The sequence below is a fragment of the Silicimonas lutimaris genome (genome assembly GCF_047314965.1).
GTDB lineage: Bacteria > Pseudomonadota > Alphaproteobacteria > Rhodobacterales > Rhodobacteraceae > JAVJUV01.
This window is the reverse complement of sequence record NZ_JBLBVK010000025.1, coordinates 1-12,175: the sequence shown is the minus strand read 5'-3', so window position 1 is coordinate 12,175 and position 12,175 is coordinate 1. Positions and strand designations below refer to the sequence as shown.

Sequence of the window (12,175 nt, the reverse complement as noted above, 5' to 3'; positions counted from 1 at the left end):
TTGTCGTGAATGGATTTAGCGATCTCATCATCGATGTATTCGGTTCGACCATAGGTCGACATGCGAGATCCGCGATTGGAGTGCCGGGATTGCCGCTTGGCTTTGCCATGGAGATTGAGGGAGAGGTATTGATCTCACCTTAATACGTCAAACGGCAGTTCCGTCCGCTGAGGAGGCGTTGTGAACTTGCTGCTTATCGGCAGCTCCTAGCCCGAAGAGGTCCTTCCCCGGGGGTGTCCGACTTTCACCAATCGTCGCTCGCCGTGTCGGATTCGGTGAATGATGGCCAATCTGTTATCCTCCGATCGAATAGTAGGGAGAACTAACATGGCCAACGCGTTTTCATATGCTTGTCGCGATTGTGAGGGAAAGGGTTAAGGAAATTGTTCGGACGCATTGCTACTTACATGGCATTGGCATTCGTTATCTCGATTGCAGGAGCCGTCGAAGGGGACGCGGAGGGCCTGCTAGACGGGCGTGCCTATTCGGGAATGATCGGACCGGCTGAAAGCCCCGACCTTAAAGACAGCCTCTACTTCGACGAAGGCCATTTCTGGTCTGACATCTGCACCCGCTGCGGCTTTGTTCCCGGAGCCTACCATGCCGAAGAGACGGCAGAGGGTGTCCGTTTCACCGGCACACTTGAAAGCGACAGCCGCGGTCGTTTCGACTATAAGGGGCTGGTGAAGGAAGACGGCTCGATCCATGTTTCGATCACTTGGGAGCGCCGCCGATGGTATTGGATGTCGAGGCGCGAGATCGCCTTTGTCGGCCAGCAGTCGTCAAGGACTAAGACCGTGTCGCTTTTGGTCATGCGCCAGGAGATGCAGTCGATGAACGCCGACAGCAACCCGATGTGCGCACGGTTTTGAAAGCTCTCTGGGAAAAGCGAAGGGCCATCGCCTTCTATTGCTTGCTCCTTCTGGGAGGCTGGATTCTGGGAGATGTGTTGAAAGAACTCACCGTGCCCGAGATGCGCCCTATGAACGAGCCAATGATCCACCGGATCGTTATGACGGCTTTTGTCGTGTTTGTCGTTCTGGCCGCAATTCCATTTGTTCCGGGGGCAGAGATCGGTTTTGCGTTGCTCCTTCTGTTCGGCAGCCAGGCCGCACCTTTGGTCTATCTTGGGATGGTCGGTGCGTTGATCCTCTCATTCGCTATCGCAAGGCTCGTTCCAGCGACCGCCCTCGCTCGATTTTTGGATTGGCTAGGACTGGCAAAGGCCGCGGCCTTTGTTAGCGAAATGAACAACGCCGCACCGAATGACAGCGTGGAAAAACTGTCGATGATCGTCCCGCCGCCATTGGGCCGAAGACTGCACCGCTACAGACACCTCCTACTCGCCGCTGCTCTCAACACTCCTGGAAACTCACTCCTTGGCGGTGGCGGTGGACTCGCCTTCTTTGCGGGTGCGTCGCGGCTGTATTCCTTCTCGACATATCTGGCTGTTGTCCTCTGTGCTGTCGCTCCGGTGCCTTTGTTCTTTTACTTCGCGTAGGGTTTCTAGATGCGGCAACGTCCGCTGGGCGCATACTCGGACTATCTAGGAGCCGGTTGTCTTACAAGATCGCTCAGGTCTCTCCCTTGAGCCCAAAGCACACAGCGAGGGCTCAGCGTCTTGAGGAACGAAACCTACTCTTTCTTTATCGCAGGCCTGGCACAGCAGCCGTCGTGGTAAAGATCATCATGTCCCCAGCCCCAGAATGGCATGCAATGCAACCGGCGTCCGCTCCCTTTCCGACGCGACCAGCTAGACGCATACCGGCTGGATTCTTGTCGAGACTGCCGTCGGGGAGGTACTTGACCCAGAACCAATCGCGGTTCTCTTCGTCGTATCCCGCTTCGCGCTGAAACATGACAGTGACCGCGGCAAGGTGCGTATCTGGGTCGCCCAGGACCTCATCGACACTGACTCCCTCGGGGCCATAGTTTCTCTTTACGATAAGGCTACCTTCGTGACCGTCCACGGTGGCTGTCGTGTAGAATGTCTCGAGCATCATGCCGTGCGGCGCCACGCCCTCGTAGGGAAACGCATGCAACATGTCGTCGCCAGCGAGACGCGCTTCAACCATGACCTCCCAGAGCAAGTCGGCATAGGCGGCATCAGCGTCCGTTCCGGCAGGTGCATCCTGAGCCAATGAGGCTGTGGCAAGACACACGGTGGCTGCGCCTGTGGCGAGTAGCGAACTGAGTTTTGACATGTTTTCCTCCCTTTTGTGATGTCTTGATCCATAGCACGAAGAAGAAACTCCAAGGATCACGCCTGCTCACAATGCCGTCACGCAGAAGTGGTTTGGCGAAAGAACGGCAGTCCCGGATCATCGCCCTATGGCAGACAATTCATTTCCTGTGGCCTTGGGTCTTTCTTTATTGTTCGCCGCTCCCACTTTGGCGGCTGAAGTCTGTGTCAGAAACGCGGACAGTGAAACGCTTCTATTTGTAGCCGAGGCACGTGGAGGTGAGCGGGCGATTGGTCAGCTTACGACTGGAGAGGTTCTTTGCGCAACGGGCCCAGGCCAGGCTGGTGGTGTCGTCTCTGTCTTCGAGAGCAGTGAGGAATTGGAGGGATGCTCGCGCCTTGTGTCTGCGCCGGGCGGAACTCGCGTCCTGCATCGATACGTGTCATTCGACCGATGCGCATGGGACGACAATACCAACTAGCCTCATTAGTCAGTGCCTGGGGCTTGGAACATGGGCAGCCTTCGGAACTTAGCAACAATTTAGACAGCTGTCGCTCAGGTAGGTCCTCCGTATCGGGACTGTTGGCGACTGCTGTGTCCGCAACTCGGTCAATTCGCCTGCTTCGTAGAACGTCCGCTGTCGGTAGAATCTGCCGTTGAAGTTCGAGTCGTTTATCGGTCCTGACCGTGTTCTCTATACTTCTGGGTGGGCTGTTGGAGGAAGGCTTGGCGACGTAAACAAAACTCTGCGAAGTGTTCGCTGGTTCAATGAACCTGTGGGAACTGAAACGTGGTCAGTAGACCATGAAAAAGCGCTCAAAAAGAAGCGGTCCGCTGACAAAAATTCCAATGACTTGGCTGCGAACCGAGTTGTTCACATCGAAGACGTCTGGGGGTCAAATCCCTCATCACCCACCACGCTGCCACTATTGACGGTAGCTGGACCGACGCATTGCACGTCAGGCGGCCTGGCGCCGCGCAAGTTCGGTTCGGGCAAAGCCGCGTGACAGCAGCATTACGGCGAAGGTGGTCTCGGAGACGACGGTAATCAGGTAGGCCGGCTGGAACAGAATGTGGACCTCTGGCGCGAGGACGCGAAGCGAGCTCCCAACAAGGTAGACTCCGCCCGCTGCCACCAGCATGCCTCCGAGCGAGGTCGGGAAGTCCGGATGCCGGATCAGGAGGAGACCTGTCATCACGCTGTTGATCCCGAAGAAGATCAGGCCCAGGTCGTAACCTGCCGAGTGCAGATGAAGCGCACCGTGAGCGAGGTCAAGCTGGCCCGCTGAAGTCCAGATGAGTGCCGAGTACAGAGTGGTCAAACCCGCGCCCAGAATGGCGGCCTGGATCAGTCGAAATGCGGCAGCAAGCGTGGCGAGGGTACGTCCCGCCGAGGCCAGCATGCCGAAGAACAGGATGGCGAGCGCGACGTCGGCAGAAATCATGATCGCGTCGGCCAGGATGGACAGGCGAAGCCGGAAGTCGCCATCGATGATGAGGGCAGAGGTTTCAACGGGGGTCGTTCCGATCAGCGGGCCGCGCAGCGCCAATTCGCTTGTCAAGCCGGTGACGATGATAAGCAGATACAACGCGCCGGAGGCGCGGAAGAGCGTGGATGTCGGCATGGAATGTTCCATTTCAGAAATTCGAGAGAGTCGTGCGGTCCTTGCGGTCGCACCCACAGTCGAGGCCGACGTCGCGTCGCATGTGGCGTGACTGGCTGAGCGTTTCGATCTGGACGGCGTGGCAGAGCGCGTGGAGTTCGTCGCGAAGGGCGCGGGACATGCGCTTGCGGGGTTTGAAGAGATCTCTGAGCATGGGTTTTCCTTGATTCGGGGTTCGATTGCAGGCACCCTAGGACCTCAAGTGAACTTGAGGACAAGCCATTTTTTCCGGAGACGGAATGAAACCGAATGATCTGAGCCTGGGGGAAGTGGCGACACGGGCCGGACTGTCCGCGGAGCGGTCATTAAGCAGTTTCAGGCAAGCGGCTGCTTCGAGCCCTACGCGGACTTTCGCTATAAGGACCCTTCCGTACATTGGCGGCAAAAAACTTGCTTACTCAGAGACCCGCACGTGATTGCCAGGTTACGGCATGCTCATGAGCCAGTGCTTCGCAAAGGCACAACTTCGTGGAATTTTCCGCTTGCGGTGAATTCCGGAGGTGCTTCGTCCGCTCGCACTGTGACGTCCTCCACGCCGTTATCGCCAAACACCTGTTTTACTGACTCGATGACTTTCTGAAAAACTGGCTCCGCTGCCGCGCCCTCGTCCAGTTGTATACGCACTTGGAAGTCTAACTCGCCAGTTTGGACCAACTGGATGCGCTGGGCCTTTTCGTGTTCAAGATCGAAGACCATGGGCGACAGCGTCACCTTGCCCACCCGAACGAGTGTTGCCTGACGCCCCTCCACCCGAAAACTGCGAAACGGCGATCCACATGGGCAGGAATCCTCGTCGAACCGCACGCAGTCGCCTAGATCATAGCGGATGAAGGGCTGAACTTCGTTGGCCAGCACCGTAAGCAACACGGTCGCCGACAACGTGCCGTCTGGGACAGGCTCCATCGCTTCGTCGACCGCTTCGAGGATGACCCAATCCTCGTTCACGTGCTTACGACCATGGCTGCATTCGAACGAAAGCGCCAAGCATTCGGTGCAGCCATAGGGATCAGCAATGCCGTACTTTAGCGAGGGGAAGGCTAGCCCGGCCCGCTCGCGAAGGTCAGCCGTGAGTGTCTCGCCTCCCGTGGTAAAGAGCGCAGGCTCGACCAGTAGCCGCCCGGCCTCCTTTTCTTTGACTAGGATTGCCAGAATGCTGGGGTAAGTCACGATCCAGGCGACGTTCCCAATCGCATTGAGCCTATCAACGAGTTGATCGATCGGCTGCTCGGCTTCAACGAAGGTCACTCCAAACCCCTTCGCCAGTTTTGGATTCAACCGCTGCACAAGTTTGTTGAACCCGTTTCCCGCAAAGTGACCGTTTCCGCCGGTGATCGTTACCCTGACGCCGATCTTACGGACGTCTCGCACGAGCTTCCGATGATACCGTTCGAAGCGTGCCAGCATGATACCATAAGCATATTCCACGAACGTTTCAGACAAGACAATGATGGCAGGTTCGCCGGATGTCCCGGATGTCTGAAAAACGGCAACATCGTCGATTGGCACGCCAACTTTTTCAATGTCCCTCAGATGTTCGCGAGCCTTTTGAAGCGGAAGGGACCGGATGGTCAGCCAATCGTCGAACTCATCCATGAGCTCGGGTTTGCGGGTGACGGGCAAGTCGCCCAGCTCGATTTGGTCCGACGGTGGCAGGTCCTCGTAAAGCCGGCGGAACAGAGGAGAGTCGCGACGCGCCTTTTCTACAAGCCGCCGCAGGTTTCGGAGTTGCTTGGCTTCTATTCGCCTGCGTCCGCCCCAGCCTGTCCATAGCCCGCCGACAAAATATCCCAACGCTCTCGGAAGACTAAAATGCATATCCTTTGGCGGTTCCCGTTAACTTTGGCCCCTGTGAAGACCTTCTTGATCGGAAAATACACTAAGGAGCTATGCTCTTGGGTCCAATATCAAACGTGCCCGTAGGACTGGCGAATGGTCACTTGGATCACCGCGAATAGCTGACACACTGGGGCCAATGCCGAGCTTCAGCTCCGCCCGCATCCGAACGTTCTCCTCGTGTACGCAGTTTTGTGAGGCAGTGTGCGATCATGCTAGCGTGCCTTCAAGCGTAAGGAGGTGGAACATGTCAAATATCGCTTTCTGGCTCATTCAAGTCCCGGGCTGGCTGCTCTTTGCCTACCTCGTTGCAGCACAGTGCACAGCTGCTTTGAGTTATTCGCTTGGAGTTCAGATGGGAACGCAGGAACCGGCAGATCGGATCACTGAGGTCGGCGTAGCCTTCTTCAAAGGCTATGCGGGGGCTGATCTTATCTTCTACACGCCCCTATTGGGCTTGGGCCTGATCGGGCACTTCCTCGGATCGTCGTGGACAGAGGCAATTCTGGGCGCGGCCCTTGGGGTGACGGTGTACTGGCCCATCGCCTGCCTCTGGACGGTGAAGGCCGCCCGCGGCGTCACTGGTTGGGACTTGCCGAAGGAATATCAATACTGGACCGTGCTGCCCATTATAGCCGGGTGGGGCGTCCTCGGCCTCGTGCTTCTGTTGCTCGGCAACTGACAGAGGACACGTCTTAGGTCGCTAGGCCGGAGACCGTTCGTTAGAGTTGATTGACTGTTCGGCCGCAGGTCATTTTAAGTCGAGATTTCCATCACAAGACCATTTGTTAATCTGGTATCGTAACAGCATGACAGCCAGTGAATCGATGACGGCTGTTGTGTTTGAGCGCTACGGGTCGCCGGACGTTCTTTCGCTTCAGACCGTCCCACGTCCGTTTCCATCGAACGGCGAGGTTCGCGTGAAGGTTCACGCCTCCACGGTGAATCGAACCGACACCGCGACACTCCGAGCACATCCCTTCTTTGCGCGCGCGATGACAGGGCTGATGCGACCGAAAATGCGGATCCTAGGCATGGACTTCGCGGGCGAGATCGATCTGCTTGGAGAGGGTGTCGGCGCATTCGAAGTCGGAGATCGCGTCTTCGGAATATCTCCCGATTCGTTCGGAGCGCATGCCGAATACCTCTGCATGCCTTCCGATGGCGCAATCGCGCATATTTCGGAAAGACTACCCTACCATCAGGCTGTTGTCGGCGAAGGAGCCTGGTACGCGAATGGCACCACACAGATCTTGTCCGAGGGCAAGCGCTGCCTGATCTACGGGGCCTCCGGCGCGATTGGCACGGCAGCGGTTCAACTCGCCAAGGCACGCGGCGCGCATGTGACCGCCGTTGTCGGAACCCGGCATATCGATTTGCCCGGACCACTCGGCGCGGATCGGGTCGTCAACTACGAGACCGAGGATTTCACAAATCTGGGGGAGACCTTCGACCTCGTCTTCGACGCTGTGGGCAAGACCTCGTTCTTCGAGTGCCGGCATCTCCTGACCGAGGATGGAATTTTTTCGGCGACGGACCTCGGTCCGGGCTGGTCCAATATCATTCTCAGCGCCTTTTATGGAGCGACAGGAAGCGGGCGCGTCCGCATTCCCTTTCCCGAGGATGCGCCGGGGTTCATTCGACACCTCGCTGGTTTGATATCGAAAGGGAAATACCACGGTGTTTTCGACCGGCGGGTTGCCTTTGACGACATTACAGAAGCATTCCGCTACGTCGAAACGGGTCAAAAGACGGGCATTGTTGTAATCGACATTTGCTGAGAGGGCGCAGATCGTGACGCGGCCCCAAATTCGGCTGCGCGCCAAGGTCGACGGGATGGTCCTCAAGGCTTGATGACGAGTTTCCCTTTTACCTCTCCAGATCCCGTACGGCGAAGCGCCTCCGGAACAGAGGACAAGGGTAGAACCGCCTCCAGAAGCGGTGAAATCCTCCCATCAACGGCCGCCTGCGCAATGCGTTCGGTGAGATCCGGACCACTGGGTACCATCAGCATGCCGATCGATTTCTTCGCAGAGCGATAGGCCAAACCACCGATCAGCAATGAAAGAAGAACGCTGACACTTCCCCCCACGGCCCTGTAGACACCGCCAGTCGTGAGGCAACCGGCAATCCGGGCAGGTCCGCGGGTGGCGACCATATCGAGGATCCGGGACCACTGTCGTCCCGTGCCTGCAAAGTCCTGCGCTCTGTAGTCGATGGTTTCGTCGGCGCCCAGTTCCTTGAGCCAAGCTATCTTGCTCGCGTTGTCCACCGCCGTGACGTGCGCGCCAGCCGCCTTTGCCAGTTGCAGCGCCATGGTCCCCGATCGCATCCACGCGCTGCATTCCTTGCCCGACAAGCACATCAACCTGCCGCAACTTCTGAACTATTTCCTCTGGCTTGTGTCGCTTGTTCGCCATTCTCTGTCCTCCGTTTCCTAAACATAACGGTGGACCAATTCAGATGGGGAGGCTCAGCCTCACTTCTTAGATCGAAACCAGAAAGCAGGTTTTCGTTTGGCGGCTCAACCAAAGCCGCTTTTTCCAGCCAGACCTCGGCGCGGTCGGCAAGAAGAACACCCTCCGGCAGTGTGCGTCTGAGTGCGGAGAGTTCTTGGCGGAGCGAGGCTCGGGCCTGTTCATCCCCTCGGTCGCCCCAGAGAAGTGTCATCGCTGCGACGCGGGTCGCCCGTTGGCGCGGCTCGAGTGAGAGAAACGCCAGCAGCGCCTGACCCCGGCGCCCAATCCCCGTGATCGGGCCTTCCGGGCCCTCGGCCAAGAAGGTGCCGTTCAACGTGAGCTTGAGGAGATGCGCCATATCACTCGATTTCGCAGGAAGGTCCCGTTTTCACGGATTTATTGCATGAAAAGGGGTGTTTTTCACGGAGGATTTTGCGCTGAATTTGCGGGACGGCGGCAATGTGAGGGCGTCAACGCAAACTGGAGACAAACGATGCAAAAAACGACATCCGCCCCGTTCTGGCTGAACCTGCTCGACCGCCTTGTCACTGCCGACCAACGGTATCGCGAAGCCCAGAAACTGAAATCGCTACCTGCCGAGCGTCTCGAAGACATGGGTCTGACCCGGGCCGATGCCGATGCAGCCTTTCTCCGTGACCGCTACAACCGTCCCGCTGACCGTGACATGCTTCCCATCACGAGCCGCGCTTGACGCCGTTCTCGTAGGTTTGAACTGGAAGAACCGCAGGACGCCGAAAAAGAAAAACTTGCCGTGAGCCAGGTCTTCTGTGGCTCAGGGACCTTCTGAAAAACGGCTGGTTCGTCCCGTGCGACGGACATTGAGAGGTTTCAGGCGAGCAAGCGCAAAGCACCCGAAGCAGCAATCAAGTGTATCCTCTTCAGGCAAGGAATCTGTCTTCTTGGAGAAACGTGTTACGGATATTCAGATAGGAATGGCCGCCATGCAAGAGCTCCAAACAGAACTGCCTCGTTATCGCTGGGTTATTGTCTTGGCCTCCGCGCTGATTCTAGCACTTGCTCTGGGCTCGATCGTCAACGGCATGTCAGCCTATGTCGTGCCGCTCGAAGAGTTGCACGGTTGGGCTCGTGCGGAAGTCTCGCTTATCAATGTTTCCGGGATTATGGGGCTCGCACTTGGCGGCCTTTTAACGGGCAGCATTGCAGACCGCTTCGGTACCCGGATCGTCGTATTGGTAGGGAGTACTGTACTGGGTGTCTCCTATCTCACCGCATCCCTGGCGGATGAACTCTGGCAATATTACCTGCTGATGTTCATCGCCGGTTTCTTCGGTGCTGCCGGAATATTCGCGCCAATAATGTCGCTTGTGGGCCAGTGGTTTCCGATCGGTGCGGGCCTTGCGATCGGTATCGCGTCTGCCGGCCAAGCGCTTGGTCAAGGCTTTGTGCCTTTCGGCTCGGCAATCCTGATCAATGCAATAGGCGTGTCCGGAGCGCTTGCGTTTACCGGAGGGCTCATGCTGATCATGCTGCTCCCACTGGCAGCACTATTGCAGCCCGTAGTTCTCCCGAAGGTAGGACAGGGTGCAGCCGGCGTCGAAAAAGATTATCCCCCGATCCGGCTGGTTGTGCCGATGATGTGTCTTGCAATATTGCTATGCTGTACCTGCATGTCAGTTCCGCTGATGCACCTCGTTCCATACATCCAGGGACGTGGATACTCGGCTGATCAGGCTGGCGGTGTCATCTTCCTGATGCTGATGGTGGGCATTCTTGGACGCGTGGCTTTTGGGAAGCTTGCTGATGTGATCGGCGCAATACCCGCTTACATGACTGCGACTGCATGGATGACGCTGCTGATCTATGGCTTCATTCTGATAGACGACCTGTCCAAATTTTACTTGTACGCTCCAATTTACGGTTTCGGTTATGCCGGGGTTATGACGGGTGTCCTAGCAACTGTCGCGGCTCATACTCCACCCGCACGTCGCGGTTTTGCGATTGGTGTTGTCACCATGTTCGGCTGGTTTGGCCACGCTAATGGCGGTTTTCTCGGAGGATACCTCTATGACATGACCGGTGGATATGCAGCTGCCTATGGTTTGGCGGCTTTGGCCGGAGCACTGAACTTGATGGTCGTTTGGGTTCTATTCTGGAAGATCAGAGGGCCAGGCGCCGCAGGCCCTGTGACAGCCTGATTTGAGCAGTGGTTTCGTCCGCCAATAGTGCCAACGAGTGCACCACTTGGCGACCACATCGACGGTCTAGCAGATAAAACAGCTCGGACAGTGAGGCTATCCAAGGCGACCTAAGCCAACAAAGACGCACATTTGGCTAATTCAGCGATGTGCTCCGTGGACGACCCACAGCACCCTGCGCGATAGCAAATCCCGAATTCCTCATGCAGGACATAGACGTTTCGACCGTAATCCTCGGAGACCTCGTTTTGCTTTGCGTTTGCGACCCAACGTCAAGTGTGGCTCCAAATGCGAAAGTGCGCGTGCGTTTCTGACTGAAAGCTGACAAACGGCGCATATGCTGCGAATGGTCGGTCACGGCCGAGAAATACCAGCGGGGCATCAACAACGAACGGCGGCTTCGTCCGCGTTGCCGTCATTCACCTTGGCGGCGACCAATGTCCGCTTTCGCCCCGGAAGCACGCGATAAGGGCCGATATGTTCACATCGCCAATTTTTTGCGCGGCGCTTTCCTCACAACTCCCTCGAGCCGCGGTTCTCGCATGTGAGGAAGCTATAACATTATGCAGCCGACCGGCGTGGCCGGAGACGGATCTACTCGGGCCTCCAACCAAGCGATTCTTCAATCCGTTCGCGGTAGGCGGTTTTAATTTCAGGAGGCGTACGACAGACGTACTCTTTGGCTTTTTGCCGCTCGAAGTCCTCTAGGCTTTGCAGGTACCTAATGATCTCCCTGTGCGATGGCATCCTCACGGTTCCATTGAACCGGGGCTTCAGAGCGGTCCAAACAACCCCCAGAGCTTTTCGTTCTTCCGCCCACTGCCTGATCGCTGCCGTGTGGGCGTGATAAGAAGCTTCATGGTAAGACCAACATCCAATGGATTGCTTCATGTATCTTTGCGACACGCCTTCTCTCGCGGCCAATCTTTCCCGTGCCTCGGTAAGAGAAGTCACTCGAAGCTTTGCACTGAACACAGGTATCGCCTTTGTATTTTCTGAGATGACGAGCGTCATACGTCCGTCTCTCGATTGCCTGGCGAATTCAACAGGCAAACTCGGTCCATCATGAGCCCAGTCAGAAGCCAACGGCAGCTCCCTTGGATCCCAGATCAGTGACCCCCACCCCAAACAATAGAAGTCCAACATAGCTCGCTCTCCTCAAGCTGCTTTTAGGAGCGGTTGCGAACGCCAGTCCTAGCGCAAGCTCCCACGTTTCCGAAGGGCAGTTCGAGGAAGATGGCACGACGAGCTCAAAGATGGCGATCAGGAAGATTTACCGCTTAGCCGTAGCGGCCAACGAGTGGCCCTAGTGGAGCGCTGTCCCACCAGACGAGGAACTGCGAGACACTGTCGACCTGATCGTTGTGCTTGCCGTTCGGGAAGAGCGTGATCAAGTCTTAACGATACATTCCGAAGTTCTTGTCACGTTGCTTCTGTCGCTCAACGGTCAGACGTTTCAGTACGTGCTCCATGTTGCTATCGGCTTCGTCAACTTGAGATGCTTGATCTTTCTCTTGGGCAGCCTTTGCTTTCTCCTGGTCAGCCTTCTTCATGATATCCTACCGTCCATGACCTCCTGATGTTGGCAACAGTGAAGACGTACAAGATTCGAGTCTAGCAGGCATTTCTGGGCAATGCTGGGCAGCCAACGCCAGGCCGCCAGCATGAGTAGAAGACGCTGTCGAGGGAGTCATGCTAAGGCCAGTATTCAATTAGACCTTGTCTAGCCCCCTGTGTATGGGCCACTGATCAGGGGTTTCTCTAATAGGGTTTCAGGAACGGGCGGGCGCATGTTGAGTGCCTGATGCGGCCGGGTGTGATTGTACTGCCTGAGCCAGTGATTGATGACGATCTGAGCT

General features: G+C 56.8%; 15 protein-coding genes. 7 read left to right on the top strand and 8 right to left on the bottom strand.

Translation table 11 applies throughout. The features are described 5' to 3' along the window. Positions 1-407: 407 nt before the first annotated feature. On the top strand, positions 408-872 hold the full coding sequence (locus ACKLNI_RS01625) for a hypothetical protein (RefSeq protein WP_413717246.1): 465 nt from the start codon (positions 408-410) through the stop codon (positions 870-872). 77 nt (positions 873-949) lie between these two features. Next, positions 950-1,501 (top strand): hypothetical protein, encoded by a 552-nt coding sequence (locus tag ACKLNI_RS01620; protein ID WP_413717245.1) that lies wholly within the window; start codon positions 950-952, stop codon positions 1,499-1,501. 145 nt (positions 1,502-1,646) lie between these two features. Here the strand turns inward: ACKLNI_RS01620 and ACKLNI_RS01615 are convergent, their stop codons facing one another. From ACKLNI_RS01615 to ACKLNI_RS01600, 4 genes are all read right to left on the bottom strand, one after another. Further along, positions 1,647-2,204, bottom strand: coding sequence for a hypothetical protein (locus ACKLNI_RS01615; RefSeq protein WP_413717244.1), 558 nt, complete (start codon positions 2,202-2,204; stop codon positions 1,647-1,649). A 938-nt stretch (positions 2,205-3,142) separates the two neighbouring features. Beyond that, complete coding sequence (locus ACKLNI_RS01610; RefSeq protein ID WP_413717243.1) at positions 3,143-3,808, bottom strand: DUF4386 domain-containing protein; 666 nt, start codon at positions 3,806-3,808, stop codon at positions 3,143-3,145. A 13-nt stretch (positions 3,809-3,821) separates the two neighbouring features. Next, a complete protein-coding gene (locus tag ACKLNI_RS01605; RefSeq protein WP_413717242.1) occupies positions 3,822-4,001 on the bottom strand; it encodes a hypothetical protein in 180 nt (59 codons plus the stop codon). Between the two features lie 281 nt (positions 4,002-4,282). Next, positions 4,283-5,638: a phenylacetate--CoA ligase family protein gene (locus ACKLNI_RS01600; protein ID WP_413717241.1), complete on the bottom strand. Its 1,356-nt coding sequence runs from the start codon at positions 5,636-5,638 to the stop codon at positions 4,283-4,285. Between the two features lie 289 nt (positions 5,639-5,927). Here ACKLNI_RS01600 and ACKLNI_RS01595 point away from each other — a divergent pair, with 289 nt between their 5' ends. Together ACKLNI_RS01595 and ACKLNI_RS01590 are read left to right on the top strand one after the other, a co-directional pair. Continuing rightward, positions 5,928-6,362, top strand: a complete 435-nt coding sequence (locus ACKLNI_RS01595; protein ID WP_413717240.1) for a hypothetical protein — start codon at positions 5,928-5,930, stop codon at positions 6,360-6,362. Positions 6,363-6,507: 145 nt separating this feature from the next. Beyond that, positions 6,508-7,461 carry an NAD(P)-dependent alcohol dehydrogenase gene (locus ACKLNI_RS01590; protein ID WP_413717239.1) on the top strand — a complete coding sequence of 318 codons (954 nt, stop codon included), beginning with the start codon at positions 6,508-6,510 and terminating at the stop codon, positions 7,459-7,461. 62 nt (positions 7,462-7,523) lie between these two features. Here ACKLNI_RS01590 and ACKLNI_RS01585 read toward each other — a convergent pair whose 3' ends face one another. Further along, on the bottom strand, positions 7,524-7,997 hold the full coding sequence (locus tag ACKLNI_RS01585) for a zinc-binding dehydrogenase (RefSeq protein WP_413717238.1): 474 nt from the start codon (positions 7,995-7,997) through the stop codon (positions 7,524-7,526). Here ACKLNI_RS01585 and ACKLNI_RS01580 point away from each other — a divergent pair. The 3 genes from ACKLNI_RS01580 to ACKLNI_RS01570 all read left to right on the top strand — a co-directional run bounded on the left by ACKLNI_RS01580 (position 7,996) and on the right by ACKLNI_RS01570 (position 10,316). Next, positions 7,996-8,121: a hypothetical protein gene (locus ACKLNI_RS01580; RefSeq protein ID WP_413717237.1), complete on the top strand. Its 126-nt coding sequence runs from the start codon at positions 7,996-7,998 to the stop codon at positions 8,119-8,121. The two genes, ACKLNI_RS01585 and ACKLNI_RS01580, sit on opposite strands and share 2 nt — an antisense overlap. A 511-nt stretch (positions 8,122-8,632) precedes the next feature. Continuing rightward, positions 8,633-8,851 (top strand): DUF1127 domain-containing protein, encoded by a 219-nt coding sequence (locus tag ACKLNI_RS01575; RefSeq protein ID WP_413717236.1) that lies wholly within the window; start codon positions 8,633-8,635, stop codon positions 8,849-8,851. Positions 8,852-9,059: 208 nt separating this feature from the next. Continuing rightward, positions 9,060-10,316 carry an MFS transporter gene (locus tag ACKLNI_RS01570; protein ID WP_413717235.1) on the top strand — a complete coding sequence of 419 codons (1,257 nt, stop codon included), beginning with the start codon at positions 9,060-9,062 and terminating at the stop codon, positions 10,314-10,316. Between the two features lie 594 nt (positions 10,317-10,910). Here ACKLNI_RS01570 and ACKLNI_RS01565 read toward each other — a convergent pair. The 3 genes from ACKLNI_RS01565 to ACKLNI_RS01555 form a co-directional block, all read right to left on the bottom strand. Further along, entirely contained in the window at positions 10,911-11,330 is a 420-nt protein-coding gene (locus tag ACKLNI_RS01565) for a hypothetical protein (RefSeq protein WP_413717234.1), read from the bottom strand. A gap of 383 nt (positions 11,331-11,713) precedes the next feature. Next, the gene (locus ACKLNI_RS01560; protein WP_413717233.1) at positions 11,714-11,869 is read right to left on the bottom strand and encodes a hypothetical protein; all 156 of its coding nucleotides are present in this window, start codon (positions 11,867-11,869) and stop codon (positions 11,714-11,716) included. A gap of 170 nt (positions 11,870-12,039) precedes the next feature. Next, the gene (locus tag ACKLNI_RS01555) at positions 12,040-12,162 is read right to left on the bottom strand and encodes an integrase core domain-containing protein (protein WP_413716966.1); all 123 of its coding nucleotides are present in this window, start codon (positions 12,160-12,162) and stop codon (positions 12,040-12,042) included. Positions 12,163-12,175 lie beyond the last annotated feature (13 nt).

Excerpts from the sequence above, each read along its gene's own strand:
- ACKLNI_RS01565 (WP_413717234.1), bottom strand. The coding sequence starts at position 11,330 with ATGACGCTCGTCATCTCAGAAAATACAAAGGCGATACCTGTGTTCAGT.
- ACKLNI_RS01580 (WP_413717237.1), top strand. The coding sequence starts at position 7,996 with ATGGTCCCCGATCGCATCCACGCGCTGCATTCCTTGCCCGACAAGCAC.
- ACKLNI_RS01575 (WP_413717236.1), top strand. The coding sequence starts at position 8,633 with ATGCAAAAAACGACATCCGCCCCGTTCTGGCTGAACCTGCTCGACCGC.
- ACKLNI_RS01625 (WP_413717246.1), top strand. The coding sequence starts at position 408 with ATGGCATTGGCATTCGTTATCTCGATTGCAGGAGCCGTCGAAGGGGAC.
- ACKLNI_RS01595 (WP_413717240.1), top strand. The coding sequence starts at position 5,928 with ATGTCAAATATCGCTTTCTGGCTCATTCAAGTCCCGGGCTGGCTGCTC.
- ACKLNI_RS01605 (WP_413717242.1), bottom strand. The coding sequence starts at position 4,001 with ATGCTCAGAGATCTCTTCAAACCCCGCAAGCGCATGTCCCGCGCCCTT.
- ACKLNI_RS01615 (WP_413717244.1), bottom strand. The coding sequence starts at position 2,204 with ATGTCAAAACTCAGTTCGCTACTCGCCACAGGCGCAGCCACCGTGTGT.
- ACKLNI_RS01590 (WP_413717239.1), top strand. The coding sequence starts at position 6,508 with ATGACGGCTGTTGTGTTTGAGCGCTACGGGTCGCCGGACGTTCTTTCG.
- ACKLNI_RS01610 (WP_413717243.1), bottom strand. The coding sequence starts at position 3,808 with ATGCCGACATCCACGCTCTTCCGCGCCTCCGGCGCGTTGTATCTGCTT.
- ACKLNI_RS01585 (WP_413717238.1), bottom strand. The coding sequence starts at position 7,997 with ATGGCGCTGCAACTGGCAAAGGCGGCTGGCGCGCACGTCACGGCGGTG.
- ACKLNI_RS01560 (WP_413717233.1), bottom strand. The coding sequence starts at position 11,869 with ATGAAGAAGGCTGACCAGGAGAAAGCAAAGGCTGCCCAAGAGAAAGAT.